Raw genomic sequence first — 14,999 nt, forward strand, 5'->3', positions numbered from 1 at the left:
ATTATTTAGCTCTTCTAATTCATACTCACTTGCGTCTTTTCTGTTTCGGCTTCTGGTATCACAATCTCTGAATAATTCTGAATAATTCTGAATAATTCTGGATAAAGTGAATTATTGTTTGGCTTTTCATTTCTAGATACGGCGATTTCTTTCAACAGTAATGATGAGGTTATCTGATATGAAAACTTATTGGCCGGATCAAAACCAAGAATATTTGGGTGATATGTACCTTGCTTTTGTACCCAATGATAAAAGTTATAGATTGGCATCAGAAAATCACTGTTGACCGTTTGCTTGGCAACGTTTTCATTACCTCTGTAGCGTGAATCTGCTGTTGTTTCATTTAAACAGAATGCTCTAAATTCCCTCATACGTGAGTCATTCATTTCGAGCCAGCTTAGTTTATGTTTGCCGGAGTTTAAGAATTTAAATAATCGTCTGATAGCCTTTCGGTAAGTGCGTATAGTTTTGGGATCTCTATCTAGTTCAATGATAAAATCTGTCGGTCCCCAAAGAACCTCTCCGCTTATATCTTGGTAAACATAATGATCTCGACGATCATAGCGTACCTTTGTTTCAGTAATACCGTTACTCATCTGAAACCTCCAGTTCAAGCGGAACACCACAATATCTTTTAGCGCTAAACTCTGTGGCATCAACCGTGTTGACTAATTGACTCTTATTTCCGATAAATAACATCGACTCTTTAGATGCGTTTATACATGTGTAAAGCCATGATTTATCAATCAAATAGAAATTATCCAAAATGACCAAGGAATGACTAAATTGACTCCCCTGAACCTTGTGCGCCGTAATTGCATAACAAAGCGCAATACTTTCAATATCATCTAAAGACAAATCGATACAATCACCGCCAATGTTTATCTTCATCCAGCACTCACGTCCATATGCAACGACAGGCTTTTCGTAAACTTCTACAATGTCTGCTAATGTGCCAACTGGTACATCGACAAATTTATTAGGCTTAGCAAAAATAATAGGCTCACTTGTATAGAATACAGATTCACCACTTTCTAGCTTTGCTACTTTTTTCCGGTCAAAACGAATCCGCTGAACCTGAGAATTTATGTCATCGCACAATTGTGGACTAGAACAAATGATCTTAGGTACATCACTTAACATTGAAGCCAATTCGAACCAAATATTGGTCGTAATGGTACTAAGCATCTCGTGAGATTTATCTTCAGTATGGTAAATACTTAGGCTTTGCTCTTCTGACACGTCAAATGCAGGAATAGCATCAAATACTGATGATGCAGCGCTACCAATTAAAGAGCTATACAGCCGTTGGATATCAGACTGGGACTCGGCAACGTTCACTTCAATTAACTCTGTTAGGGCTTCACCTTTTAATTCAACAGCCTGTTTGAAAAACGATCCCGGACCTATAGGCGGTAATTTAAACTTGTCACCAATGAAACAAATGTGAGCGTTAAGAGGTATAAGCTTTAATAGTTTATACAAGGTTAATATATCAACTGAATTTGAATTTTCTATCAGTATTAGTGCCCCAGACAATGCGCCTTTTAGGTTTCGCTTTTTTGCCTGTGAAATGAAGCGATTAATAGATTCTCCCTTTAAATTAGGCAGTATATTGTCTTCATTACGAACAACTGAATTAACTTTCCAAACGTTAATAGCATTATTAAGGCATACATCAATGATGATCTGGGAAAGCAAAGACTTTCCTGTTCCAGCTTCCCCGACAATAAAAGAAACAGGCTGATTAAAGGCATTACCTAATGCCTGTAACTGGAGAGGATTTAGCTCAATATTATTGTTTTCTAGTACTGATAACGTTTCGTCAAACGCCAATGAATTTGTATCAAATAGCAGCTTTGTCATAGATAAACGCTTGTGAAGCAATGTGTTAATTGCCTTCTCAATCGCCTGATGACCTAAGATTTGTATAGTGTCATTTTGTTCGTTGAAGCAAAGCGTTTGAAAAGCGCTTTCTTCAATTTCATTTATATCAAATACAATACCAGCCTTATTCAGCTCAGCTTTGACTTCATTAGCAGGCAATGCCATATCACCGTTATTACTGAATGACGAATACAGTATTGATTCAATAAACGAAATAGCTCTGCGCTTATCGTTTAATTTGATATCAAAATTAGCTCTTAATTTTTTGTCTAGTGATTTCCATGTCCGCTTTGCAGCATTTACAGAGGCTATAGGATAGAGCAGATATGGATTCTTTTTTATCAGGCTACTTGCGTCATGTCCTAATAGCTGACGAGTCGTTTCAACATACTCAATTGGTAATTTGTGTCGTCCAAAAAATAGATTTAATTCACTTTCACCAACAGCCTTAGCCCAACCATCACAAAGATTTTGAGCCATAACTGGTGAGATTTTTAGCTTTTTACAGTTAGATAACTTTTTAGCTGAGTAACTTTGTAAAACTGCAAATAAACTTTCACCAAAAGCGACCTTAAGTTTCTTGGTCCAATAGCTATTTATACCGACAAAATGAGCGTTGTAGATAAGAAAATCACAAAGAACATCTGTTGAAATTTCTGCGTTGGGGTGCAGCTTTAAAGCCTCATCAACAATGAACTGTGAGCCATATTCTTTATCAAAGAAATAATCACCAGTAGCTTTCCAGATTTCTCCCGTTTGTGGGATTGAGGTGATCGCGCCGAATTCAGCCTTAACGACTATTTTCTCACGGGCAACCTTTAATAGAAAAATAGATGAGATACCACGTTTATCTTGTGTATGGTGCCGAACTAAAGTGACTACGCCTGTTAATTGCTTAACATCTTCGTGAAACGATATATTGCTTATTTGCATCACACGTCACCATCATCCAAGTAAAGCTTTGGAATATATCGCCCTGTTGCCAACAAAAACTCTTCTGAAGCCAGATCTAATTGAATAGAGTTAAGCTGTGTTTCTAAAGCCTTAACTTTCAATTCAAGCTCACTATTGGAAGCTGTGTTTTCTAAATCTTCTTTTGCTGAACTTTCTTCTTCAACATCTTCAGGCAACTCAATCTCAAGTCCTTTTTGTTCTCGTACTAGCTTTTCTATTGGGCCATCAGGATCAAATAACTTTTGTAGATCTTCATTCGTATCAAGCGTTGATTTAGGCACATTATGCATTTTGAAAATTTGAGTCTTGTTAACCCGACCTTGATACAAAGGGATAATAGGCGAAGTATTTACCCAATCTGCTATCTTTTTAGCATTCTGTTTACCGATATCCTGAGAAGATTTTCTGCGCTTATTCACCATGATTTACTTCCCCGGAAAATCAATAATAGAGGTGTTCTCGTCAGCATTGTCGTAGTCGATACCATGTTCGTCTAAAAGCTTTTTCAGCTTTGCATTTTCGATGCTGAGCTGCTTGCTCTTTAGCTCAGACTGCTTAAGTTGTTTTTTCTTGAGATCAAGCTGTGATTTTATAGACAAGCGGACACTTTCAATCTGGTTTTCTAACGTGCTGTTTTCTTCTTCCAAGTGTTTGTTTGTCACTCGAAGTTCAATTAATTCATACGCTAATCCCTGATGATTAGCTTCAGATATTTTTAGCTCTTCCTCTAGCTCTTGCAGAGCATTCTTTTCTTTAGTGCTGCTTTGAAGCTTCGCCTTAAACTTCAGTCTTTCCCAAATGTTTAGTTTATTTTTATCGCCATAGATTCTTAGCTTTAAGCTCGTTGGTATTGCATCCAGAGACTTTGCAGATGTTGTATATGGCGGAATATCATATTGCTTAACAACCTCCTTACTGTTTTGTTTACCGTTCCACTTTCTAAGTCCTGTAGGGCTGGTAGGGAAGAATTCAAAGACATATTTTCCTTTGTCATCAACCTGCTTGTTACCATTAACCAATACAAAGGGAATACCTTCGTTTGCCCATTTTTCAAGTATTTCTATTTTTTTTTCAATGCGCTCAAAAGCCTCAATTTGTTGAGGATCTCGGTTTTGATTTGTCTTAGCCATTAGGTTGTCCCCCATTGAAAATACTCTTACTTCTTTCCATTGTGCGTTCATGGCTCTCAATTAAAATCTCTAAATTGACGCTTTGTTCCTTAGCTCGCATACGTTCAATGGGGAGTGTCAAATAATCAGCTTGTACTGCCTTTAGTGCGATTAAGTCTTCTTTCATGATATTAAGCTGGGTTCGTTTTACTTCTTGGTATGCACAACCCTTACATACAGATGGTTCACAAGGAGCCTTATGCTTTTTAGCTTCTCCCTCTTTTTTATGGCAAGTAGCATGGGGTTTAGGCTTGTGTTTATGACCCCTAGCATCAAGCACTTGAGCCATTTCATTACTTTTTTCTTCGTCAGGTAATTCGCTAAAGTCTTTACCATACTTGTCTTTGGTATAGTTGTTAAATCTGACACTCTTTTGTAAAACGCGGTAAACCTTTTTCAAATAAGACGTATATTTACCTGCCATTTCTTCGGTGCCCATAAGTAAAGCCAGAATGTCTTTTGCCGTTGTTTCAATACCTACTTCAGCAATGATTTTATCTAGAGCCTTATTTTCTTCTTTTATCGCAATGGTTGATTCAGCTCTCTCATTTCGAGTCAGCTTGGTTTTATGATGAAGTTGCTCATGCGTTTCTCTAGCAGCAGGCTCCGTCACATAAACAGTTGTTTCTTCAGGATCTACATGTCCTAGCTGGTGACATAATGCTAGTAAGTCTGCGTTTTTATACTGATAATGGTAAATAACAGCGTAGATACGTCTGAATGGGTGGCTTTTCATATCCACTTCTGCATCCCCTAGCATCATTTTTAAGAAGGCGCTGCCAGTGATCTTTGAATCTTTACCCTTATTAAAGTGATATTTATAGTGTTTGAAGTTACCTTGTTCATCAATTCGAAAAGTAGGCACATTAAACAAACCGTCAACATCAACAGCGCCCCATGCTTTTTTCAATTTGATTAAACATTGAATTGCCTTGGTACTACCGTTATTAGTTGTGTACCAACGGCGCTCACCATTTTTTTCGTTATAAAAGCATGCCTGATACCAATTGAATTTTTTATCTTTGCAGCGGAAGAACTCTTCCGTTATACCAATAAGAGGGTGCTGAATTTCTGCTTGTCTTCTTGCGTTGTAAGTTTGCAATATGACATAGCATGCGGTCATCAATAACGTGATCACCTCGGTGACAGAAAACGCCTCAGAATCTTTATCTGAAGCGGTTAAACTCGATTTATGGATTTCAATGCCTAACAGCTTTTCAAGCTCTTTAACTTTTTTCGAACTAACTAAAAATTCTGGAAATCTACCTTCAGTAAGTGTGCGATGGCGAAGCCCTTCATCAAGATATTGATTTTTTAAGCTGGTAATCTCATTTACCAAAGAGATTATTTTTGATGAGTATTCATATACCCAAAGGTGTGAACCGCCCAATAGATCAACAACATGCTCTAAATCCAAGTTTTTTGTGCGACCAGCTACTTTACCTAGTTTTTTAGAAAGCTGGTTGGGGTTAGGAAAAGGAATAAACTGCATCCGATCTTCATTATCTAGTTTTGCAAACCTATTCCAAGTACCAAACCAGTTATTTAAAGATTTAACGGCTGGTTGGGAAGGTGCGGGTGCTCCTTTGGATGCTAAACGAGCACTGAATTTAACTCCCTTTGATTTTAGGTGTTCAGTTACCTTTTGGTAAACACTAGTTGGAACTTGATTTTCAAGACTGACTGCCCCGATACATTGGGCAATCTTAGGTACTCTTATACTAGTTACTTTAGAGTTTTCGGTATTACCGTCTTTGATTAAAAATGGCTCTAATTCGTCATTCTCGATTAACAAATCGACAAATGAATTAACTCGTTCATGCAAGGCCAGTGTTGCTGGGATACCGCCTTCTTTGAGCGTTACTTTCATCTTATCGATTTGCTTTTGATTTACTCCATTTAGTACGAGATGACCATGTAAGCACATATATTCAATGAATTGCGCTGCAACGTTAACTTGCGACATTACCCCTGTTTTTACAAATGTCGGCGTATGTTTAGCTCTGTTTGCATAGATATCGATGATTTCAACAAGTGCCTTGGCATAGTCAGGGTAAACCAAAATAGGCACTGGGTGCTGCCACCCCGCAGCACCGGGAACCCATATATCACGTAGATCTATAGAGCCTTTTTGCAATACCGTTTCATTGGCTTTCGCGCCAGTGATCTTTGCATGATAATGTAAAACAGTACCTACAATAGCGAGCTTTTCATCTGTAACTTGCAACAGTTTTGCATTTTCTAAAAGCAGGTCGTCATGCTCTTCCAATATATCTTCCGGCTTTATGTCTTCTAAGAACTGGTACTTAAGATTGCTGTTCATTTTCTAATCTCCCTTTAGCTTCTTTGAACATTAGAGGATTGGATAACTCTACATACTTCACTAAACCAAATGTAAATCGCATATCAGGTGCAATATATTCATCAAAATATTCTCTACCATGCTTTGCCAACAGCACCTCACCGCGTGCTATGTAATAAGCCTGATGTCGCAAGGTTCGTACAAATTCATCAACACCCAGTTCAACGCGATTAAACTCGCAGCCTTCCCCTGAATGGCACTTTCGACCTTTACAAATGCTATCTTGCTTAGATTTATCAACAGCAGCGAAGATATCTGTGCAAGATGAACCGTCTGCTAAAATGAACCAATCTGGCAATTCTTCTTTATGATCCGCTGGTGCTACGATCAAATCCTCGTCAATGTTGCTACGATCTAAGCCGTATTTCTCTATAGATGCTTCTTTATGTCTAAACTGAACGGTTGTCTCAAATTTTCGCTGAAAGTCAGCATTGTTGGCTTCATATTCAATCACGGCGATAGGGTGCGTTAGATAAGCAGAAGTGACTCTACTGCTTGCATGATTCCGTTCTCGTTGTGAATTAACCAAGTTACCGTCGATACCTTTTCTAAGGTTCATTTGATGTTTGGCTAATAACTCCATCCGAAAATATGGAAGGGTGTAGTGATCACGTAGCCTGTCTATAATAGCTGCCGATAGGAAATTTAGTTTTGTCGAACCCGGAGTATCCCAAATACTATCTGGTTGAAAGTCCATTCGTATCATGTTGTCATGGTGTTGAATAAGAAAGCTGATCACCTCACGAATTTCTTTTTCATGTGGCTCAATCGTAACGGGCGTAGTCTCTTTACCTACTTTTTCTTTGAAGCCAGCAAGTACAAAAGGTCCTTCTGGCATTTGCTCTGGCAAATTTGCACGAGTCAATGTAGCTATTACATCTTTATTCCAAGTGGTTCTAATAACTAATCTGATAAAGCACACAAGAAGAATGTTTTTTGGTAAAAATATGCCTGACCAAAAAAAATCTCTCATACCTGTACTTGAGTTAGGAAACCAGTGTTTCACATGAGTTGGGATTAATTCAGATTTTTGAGAGCAGTAAGTTGAGCCTGATATGCCAATGGATAGTTGATGTCGAAGGTAAGCCCCCATCACAACTTCATTTGTAAATTCTTTTCGGATGGAACTCGCTTGTGACTTTAGAATTCCTCTACCTTCGTCAACTTGATTGTTTTTAACTAAAGCAAGAACTTCTTCTGGGATATCTTTGATGTAAACCCCATTTTCGTCTTTTTTCGTGTAATCGTTAAAAGTAGATACAAGCTGTTTATAGCATTCAACTTCTTTCTTACACGCATTTAGTATCTGGTTAATTGGCTTTTCAAAGTACTCTTGTACATTTTTTCTTAACTCTGACAGCGATTGTTGTTGGTTTAAAATAGGGCTGGATAAAACATCGCCATTCTCATCTACAGGCTCAATTAGCTTTTGAGCATTCATTTCGTCAGAAGCACTAAACCGAGAATTAAAACCACAGTTTTTTATATCAATCAAGCCGTTGATTTTACCAGCATGATTACTTAAGAATGTACGTAGACCTTGGCTTCTAGGTGCCTTTAATTGTATATCTTGCTCATCGATGATGTCTTCAAGTTGAGCAAAACCTAACCTGAAATCTCGCTGCTCTAATTCAGACAATGGGCTGGTAAGGATATGCTTGAGTTGTGCCGACTCTAATGATGTATCTACGACATAGCCCAAAGTTCGCTCTATATCAGATAACGATGGGGCAGGCATTGGCGTGGTCGCTGTGTGAGTTTGTAGGTTGTTCAATGCTGTAACCAGAACGCTATTTGGCTTTAACAATGGCGCTAATTTAGTAAGGTTAAACTTTACGGTGACATCATACTTTTTACCGTTAGCTTTGGAATAACCTTTAAAAGCCATAGTGTTAATTTTTTCTTTTGGATTAATGGTTGAATCAATCTCAAAATCTTTTAGTAACCTCCCGTTTTGAGTTGGACTATCGCATAGGTTCAGAAAGTCACGAATGAGTTGCAGCTTTTCTTGCTTCTTATTTGGGAAATGTTCGGTGATTAATAACTCTAGATCTATTAAGCCCTTGGAAACATTATAAGTAATCAAGTCTTCGGGCTTTTTAGCAAATAGTAATCTCGCGTCACTATATCCTCCTTGCTGAAGCAGCATCAATATTTCTATTAGGTCAGTTACGCTGTCCTTATCGGCAGCGCTGGTTTCTGATATTTTTTCGAATTGGTTAAAACAATTCTCGCCTACACTTTCCAGCGGCAGGATGGATGGTAGTTGGAATGAATCTACAATATGCTCATTGTTTTCACATTGTATTATGAAGCGTGGTTTAAATTTTAACTGACCTGAGCTGTTGAAGTTGGTTTTGAAGAGATCTTTCGCTTTATTTAGCTCAGGAGCAGTGAGTCCATGATCAAATAGTTTCTGTCTAAACAGTGTACTTAGCTGATTCAACTTTCTGTTTGGCTGCGCCTTATGTAAGTTTTTCTCAAAATCGATTAATGCCTCGTTAATTCCGGTTGGTGTTAATAGGTTTAATGGTTTGTTAAGCAAAATCTTTATTTCAGAATACTCAGGCCATTGGTCAATTTCACGTAATATTTTTTTGAAGCCTGCAATGACAGAATACTCAAAAGGCTTTTTCTTTGAAGCATTTTCTAAGTTGATTAAGAGCTTGTGTAGAACTGAATCCTGAATAAAAAGATTTGGGAATGTATCGGGATCAATAACGGTAAACTTAATCTTATTTTTTACATCAATGGTAAAAAGATCGATGTTAGGATTTTTCTTAAAGTCTACATTTGTTGATAAGAGTGTTTCATATGCCAATTCTGTCGCATTAAATCCATTTTCTATGGGGGCACCGAATGAATTGAAAAAATTTCTGACTGCGGTGCTGTAGCTTTTGGCTCTGCTTAAAGGAAAGCTGTTTACTAATGCTAGCTCAATTGACTTGTAACCTTGGATAAGAGCTGTGATGGTTATAGTCTCTGGTTTACTCACTAATAAATGGATTAATGCTTGGTGCTCTTCTTCGTTAGCATTTATCAGTTGCAGTAACTTTGATATCGCTAATCGTAAATTGTAATGCGCAAGAGATGAGGTTTTTTCGTTTTCATCATCCCATTTAGAATTGATTAAACAATGTTGTAAAAAGCTGCCTTTTGGGGCTAAGCTTTGGAAAATTGTATCGTCGATGTTGAGGATGCTTTTATTTTTATAGTTTTTCATGGGGCTAACTTAGGTATACCTTAAAATTGTATCGACTTTCTAATGGATGGATATATATAATAGCATCTAATCGGTCGGTCGGTGTGTCTATTTTTAATTCATAATACCTAAAAACCTTATTGGCGCTTGCCTGCGCGCTTGAAATGATCATTGAGAAAGGGATTTACGACAAGGTAATTGTAACGCGAAATACCCCTGAAATAGCAGAGAGTATCGGCTTCTTACCTGGCACGGAAGAAGAGAAAATGGCCCCTTGGCTTGCGGCGATCACAGATACCTTAGAAGTGCTTCACAAACATGATGAAAGCCCTGTGACTAGCCGTAATTACATTATGGAAAAGGCGAACATTCAGTTTAAATCGGTGAACTTTATGCGTGGCCGAAGTATTCAAAATGCGGTTGTTATTTTAGACGAAAGCCAAAACTTAACGGCATCACAGCTAAAAACCATCATCACTCGCTGCGGTGAGGGGACTAAATTAATTTGCACTGGAAATCTCGCCCAGATTGACAGTAATTACCTCACTCCTGTGACATCTGGGCTAACTTATATTGTTGAGCGCTTTAAAGACTTTGAAGGCAGCGCTACCATTAACTTAAACGGCGTAGTACGAAGCCGCTTGGCAAGTTTTGCCGAAGAAAATTTATAACTTGCCTTGAGCCGACTGGCTCGTTACTCTTTTGCTAACACTGTGTGCAAACGGGAACGAGCCAGTAAATGGATGCGACAAAAGAGTTTTTACCACTAAAAAGTTATCGAAAGGGAATTTTAGTGGCGGTAATAATACCCATCCTACTTGTCCTCGTCTTAGCCTACCATCTCTACCAAATTAAACTCGAACGTCAGTACAAAGTTCGTTTTGGGCAGTATGAATATGTTGCTCAGCAGCTGAAACAAGAATTTTATGCCGCGCATGTTGTCCTTGATAGTATCGCCGTCAACCTAGCGCAGCCCATTTCATTTAAAAGACCGCCAGAGTGGTTGGAAGATATAGAACAACACCCTAAACACTATTATCATGCGCTACCTAACAATGGTGGAGAAATTGTTGGTCGTGGGCAAGTCAGTGAAGCACTTTTTGCCACCAAGCGATGGCAAACCGTATTGTCGCTTAACACTGCTTTTGATGCCGCGCTTGCGTTACAAGGTGGGTTGTATGCAGTTGCATACGTAGAAGATGACGGCTTTGCATATATTAAACGTCGAGAAGCCTCTAGCAGTCATTTTATAACGCGGCTAGTTCAAGGCAAGTTCGAACCCGATTTTAGCTTGGGCAATGTAGTCGTTGGTCCACCTGTGAAGTTTTTCAATAGACAAATGTTTGCGCTCGGTAAGAAGCTATCAACGGTGGATAACGCCCATGTATTGATGATCTACGATAGCGATATTATTGACAGGTGGTTGTTAAACATCGGCTCCTTAGACGGTACGATGGAATTTAAAAACCAAAGTGATGAGATTATAGCTGGCAAGCGTTACGAGCATGATCACAATAGACTTACTAACTCTGCTACACCTTGGCAGCACGGGTTACACTTTATTGCCAAGCCAGCCAAAGAACCCATTAGTTTAAATTATCATGAAAGCTATGAGCAGTTTGCCGCTCCGCTACTGCGGGAAGTCTTACTTGAACTCGCACTTTTGCTATTTTTTATCCTTTTTACCTTTGTGACGATTGTATGGTTAAGCGGGCAAATATTCGTTCGACCTTTAAAGCATTTTGTGAACTATTTGTCTTTGCAGGAGCACTCTCCACAAGCTACCTTGAGCTACCCAATTCCTACCGAATGGCAACCTTGGTTTATTCAGATCAAGCAGGTGGTCGAGCAAAAGTCCCGCTTAATGCATGCACTCAAACAGCATAATCAAGAACTTGACGATGAGATTAAGCGCAAACAGCAGGCACTAAAACAAAGTTTTGAAATAAAAGAGCGGCAAGCTGCTTTACTTAATGCAGTACTGGACTCAGTACCCGACATCATCTACTTCAAAAATATCGATGGCTCATTCATTGGCTGCAATCGGGCGTTTGAAGAGTTTATGGGCGTCGATAAGTCGGACTTAGTTGCGAAAACACAACCTGAAGTGACATCTGGGCTAAGCATATTACTTGAGCAAGAAGCGGCGATGGAGCGTTTGCAAGAGCAAGTCGCAACTAACTTTGTACTAGGGGCAAATACCTACTTCTTGACGATCACCCCATTAAAGTCGGAAACCGGAAAGCTAATTGGTTGTTTGGGAGTGGCAAGGGACATTACCGCTGCACAAGAGGCGTACAATGCCCTGAGAGACTCTGAAGAGAACTTTAGAGCTGCGACCGAATTTGCGCCTAATGGCGTTATTTTGGCCGCGATCAGCGGAAAAATCTTGGAGATGAATAAGGCGGCTAAACGTTACTTATCACTTGACAAGAATACGGGAGAAAAGCAGCTGGAGCGCTTGTTTGATGAGCAAAATTGGCAAGATCTAAAGCCTGTTCTAGCTGGGCTGTTAAAAGAGCAAAAGAAAGTTGTTGAGCATACGATTTCACAGTCGGGTAAGCATCGTTGGTTACAACTGAGTATTTCCTTAGTTTGGGATAAAAACAAGCGCCCTAAATACTACGTGATCCATATTCAAAATATCACTGGTCTGTTACTAGCGAAGCAAGATGCCGAGCGTGCAACGCTCGCAAAAAGCCGCTTTATCGCCAATATTAGCCATGAAATTAGAACGCCAATTAATGCCATATTAGGTTTGGCGGATATGATCAAAAGTGAGACTCTTACTCGCGTTCAAAATAAAAAATTACAGCAGCTTTCTGGGGCTGCAAATGAGCTGCTTACTATGCTCAACAGTATTTTAGAATTTGCCAAAGTCGAAAGCCACCAAGGCACAATTCAATATGAAACGTTTCAAACCTGCCACTCATTTACTGCGATAGAATCGCTGATTAAACCCTTGTGTATACAAAAAGGCTTAGGGTTTGAACTACAGGTCGACCCTCAGGTTTGGCCTTATCTATACAGCGATGAGGATAAAATAAAGCAGATTTTGGTCAACCTGCTTGGCAACGCAGTTAAGTATACTAATCATGGCAAGGTTGGTTTGAAGGTGACATTACTTCTAGATAGAGCTGCAAAGCAAACCGTTAAGTTTGCTGTTTGGGATACCGGGGTTGGGATCAAATCACAAGAAGTAGAGCACCTTTTTGATGCCTTTACTCAAGGAGATGAAAGCTTCACGCGCCGCCATGAAGGTATTGGTTTGGGTCTTGCAATTGTAAAGCAAGAGGTTGCACTCCTTGGCGGCGATATCGGGGTAAACTCAACCCCCAACGAAGGAAGCTGCTTTTTCTTCGAGCTGGTACTAGATAAAGGAGCTTGTCCGGTTGTAGACAGTCACAAAGAAGTGTACTGCCTCACCACTGAAGCTCAATGTCTACCAAGCTATTTTGAGGGTCTCGCAGAGCCTTTATCTATCGAGCAGCTACACCAGATGCGCACTCAGCTTGATAAATCTATTGTAGTTATTCCACCAGATGTAGTGCCTAACCCTTCTTATTCTTTACCTGGAAATACTACGTTATTACTACATTGTGAAGGGGAGTTTCCTGAGCAAAGTAACCATATTGCGCTTAATCAGTATGTGTTTTACCAATCGGCTTATACTTGGCTTGCTGAGTTTGCCCATATGACGCAAACCGTCGACAACGTGTGTATGCAAGTTGCTGGCGCGCTTTGCTTAGTGGTTGATGATAATAGCTTAAATTTAGACATTACTGAGAATATGTTGAAGCAAAACGGTATTTCTACTGTAGGGCTACAAAGTGCTGAAGATATCGATGAAATTTGTCGATCGTTGCGACCCGATATTATTCTGATGGATATCCACATGCCAAATATAGATGGCTATCAAGCAACCAAGCTGATCAGAGAAACATGGTCTGAAACTGAACTACCCGTTATCGCTTTAACCGCCAATGCGAGCAAAGAGGAGCGAGCAAAAGCCACAGCTGTTGGTATGAATGATTATTTGGTAAAGCCAATTAATAGTATGCAGGCGTGTAAGGCATTGGCAAGCAATATTTTCCAGCTAGATAAAACAGAAGAAGCATTTTTTGATTATGAGTTTGCGCTGTCACAAATGATGCAAAATGAAACGTTTTTGCAAACAATGTTAGATAAATTTGCTAAACTTTGTCATGATTACCTAGAACAGGTCGCTGACATCGAGCAAGGCTCGGCATTGTTTGAGCTAGCACATGGAATTAAAGGCGCGGCAGCAGGTTTGGGCTTTAAACGATTAGCGAAAGTCGCAAAAGACCTTGAAACGCAAAGCAAAACGATCACAACAATAACAAATCGCACTGACTTGGAGGTGTTAACAAATGCACTTTCACAGGTAATGTGCTTTATCGAGCTAAAAAGGTAGCGTTACAAGATGCAGCAAGCGGAGCACATATTCATTATTGACGATGATCCAATAAACAAGATGGTTCTAAGCAATATATTGGCTGAAGGTCAAAGGCTATCCCATAGCGCGGATCCTAACTCATGTCTTGATGAATTAAAAATAAGCAAACCTGACCTGATTATTTTAGATGTGCTAATGGCTGATGGTGCTGGATTTTCTGTTTTAGAAAGTCTAAAAAGGGATGCGGGTACTTACGGTATTCCGGTTGTCGTGATTTCAGGTAGTGTGAGCTTTAAGGATGAAGCAAGAGGCTTAGAGTTAGGCGCGGTAGATTATATAACCAAACCGTTTAATCCGCTGATTGTGAAAGCCAGAATCAAAAATCATTTAGCGATAAAAAAGAAAAATGATCTGTTAGAAAAGCTAGCCTCTATAGATGGCTTAACAGAGTTACCCAATCGCAGGTATTTAGATGAAGCCATGAACTCAGCATTAGAGAGCGCAAAAGCCGATGGCAGTGCGTTTACTGTTATGCTGGTTGAGGTGGATTACTTTAAAACGTTTAATGAGCACTATGGCTATATGCATGGCGATGATTGTTTATTTAAGGTTGCCAAAGCGCTAGAAGAAGCCGCAACCCAGCGCTCCTTATTTATTGGCCGTTTCGATGGTACTCGCTTTGCTTTGGTGCTAACTCAGCATAATATCGACGTCATTAATGAGATAGCAGAAGCACTGCATACCTCGGTCAATGCTTTAAAAATCCCCCACATTGCTTCTCCAATATGTGCGCATGTGAGCGTTAGCATCGGTGCGGCTCATATTGAAACTCATTGTAGCAGTGAGCTTGGTGAACTAATAAAAATGGCTGATAATGCTCTTGCTGTTGCACAGAAACAACAAAGTACGGTATTTATTAATGCATTATAACCATCTAAAGTCATATGCAGGGGCAAGTGCGCATCTGTATTCGAACAAGAAGTGCACCGCATAAAGCTTGGCTATGCT

At 39.4% G+C, this 14,999-nt stretch carries 8 protein-coding genes and 1 pseudogene; 3 read left to right on the forward strand and 6 right to left on the reverse strand.

What is annotated here, in order from left to right; translation table 11 throughout:
• Positions 1 to 14 precede the first annotated feature (14 nt).
• From CWC29_RS23655 to CWC29_RS02695, 6 genes are read right to left on the reverse strand one after another with little or no spacing between them, the layout of a single operon-like run.
• A complete protein-coding gene (locus tag CWC29_RS23655) occupies positions 15 to 596 on the reverse strand; it encodes a hypothetical protein (RefSeq protein ID WP_235956514.1) in 582 nt (193 codons plus the stop codon).
• Positions 589 to 2,820, reverse strand: coding sequence for an AAA family ATPase (locus CWC29_RS02675; protein ID WP_138522059.1), 2,232 nt, complete (start codon positions 2,818 to 2,820; stop codon positions 589 to 591). The genes CWC29_RS23655 and CWC29_RS02675 overlap by 8 nt, the downstream gene beginning before the upstream one ends.
• Entirely contained in the window at positions 2,820 to 3,263 is a 444-nt protein-coding gene (locus tag CWC29_RS02680; protein ID WP_209319008.1) for a hypothetical protein, read from the reverse strand. The genes CWC29_RS02675 and CWC29_RS02680 overlap by 1 nt, the downstream gene beginning before the upstream one ends.
• A gap of 3 nt (positions 3,264 to 3,266) precedes the next feature.
• On the reverse strand, positions 3,267 to 3,971 hold the full coding sequence (locus CWC29_RS02685) for a hypothetical protein (protein ID WP_138522063.1): 705 nt from the start codon (positions 3,969 to 3,971) through the stop codon (positions 3,267 to 3,269).
• Positions 3,964 to 6,333, reverse strand: coding sequence for a hypothetical protein (locus CWC29_RS02690; protein ID WP_138522065.1), 2,370 nt, complete (start codon positions 6,331 to 6,333; stop codon positions 3,964 to 3,966). Before CWC29_RS02690 ends, CWC29_RS02685 begins: the two co-directional genes overlap by 8 nt.
• On the reverse strand, positions 6,317 to 9,595 hold the full coding sequence (locus tag CWC29_RS02695; RefSeq protein ID WP_138522067.1) for a hypothetical protein: 3,279 nt from the start codon (positions 9,593 to 9,595) through the stop codon (positions 6,317 to 6,319). Before CWC29_RS02695 ends, CWC29_RS02690 begins: the two co-directional genes overlap by 17 nt.
• 110 nt (positions 9,596 to 9,705) lie before the next feature.
• Between CWC29_RS02695 and CWC29_RS02700 the strand changes: the two are divergent.
• From CWC29_RS02700 to CWC29_RS02710, 3 genes and pseudogenes are all read left to right on the forward strand, one after another.
• A pseudogene (locus CWC29_RS02700) lies at positions 9,706 to 10,245 on the forward strand (PhoH family protein); the annotation flags it as partial.
• Positions 10,246 to 10,313: 68 nt separating this feature from the next.
• The gene (locus CWC29_RS02705) at positions 10,314 to 14,009 is read left to right on the forward strand and encodes a response regulator (protein WP_128728520.1); all 3,696 of its coding nucleotides are present in this window, start codon (positions 10,314 to 10,316) and stop codon (positions 14,007 to 14,009) included.
• Between the two features lie 9 nt (positions 14,010 to 14,018).
• Positions 14,019 to 14,921, forward strand: coding sequence for a GGDEF domain-containing response regulator (locus tag CWC29_RS02710; RefSeq protein WP_138522069.1), 903 nt, complete (start codon positions 14,019 to 14,021; stop codon positions 14,919 to 14,921).
• Positions 14,922 to 14,999: the final 78 nt, after the last annotated feature.

The organism is Pseudoalteromonas galatheae, from assembly GCF_005886105.2.
Taxonomy (GTDB): Bacteria; Pseudomonadota; Gammaproteobacteria; order Enterobacterales; family Alteromonadaceae; genus Pseudoalteromonas; species Pseudoalteromonas galatheae.

Excerpts from the sequence above, each read along its gene's own strand:
- CWC29_RS23655 (WP_235956514.1), bottom strand. The coding sequence starts at position 596 with ATGAGTAACGGTATTACTGAAACAAAGGTACGCTATGATCGTCGAGAT.
- CWC29_RS02710 (WP_138522069.1), top strand. The coding sequence starts at position 14,019 with ATGCAGCAAGCGGAGCACATATTCATTATTGACGATGATCCAATAAAC.
- CWC29_RS02705 (WP_128728520.1), top strand. The coding sequence starts at position 10,314 with ATGGATGCGACAAAAGAGTTTTTACCACTAAAAAGTTATCGAAAGGGA.
- CWC29_RS02690 (WP_138522065.1), bottom strand. The coding sequence starts at position 6,333 with ATGAACAGCAATCTTAAGTACCAGTTCTTAGAAGACATAAAGCCGGAA.
- CWC29_RS02695 (WP_138522067.1), bottom strand. The coding sequence starts at position 9,595 with ATGAAAAACTATAAAAATAAAAGCATCCTCAACATCGACGATACAATT.
- CWC29_RS02685 (WP_138522063.1), bottom strand. The coding sequence starts at position 3,971 with ATGGCTAAGACAAATCAAAACCGAGATCCTCAACAAATTGAGGCTTTT.
- CWC29_RS02680 (WP_209319008.1), bottom strand. The coding sequence starts at position 3,263 with ATGGTGAATAAGCGCAGAAAATCTTCTCAGGATATCGGTAAACAGAAT.
- CWC29_RS02675 (WP_138522059.1), bottom strand. The coding sequence starts at position 2,820 with ATGCAAATAAGCAATATATCGTTTCACGAAGATGTTAAGCAATTAACA.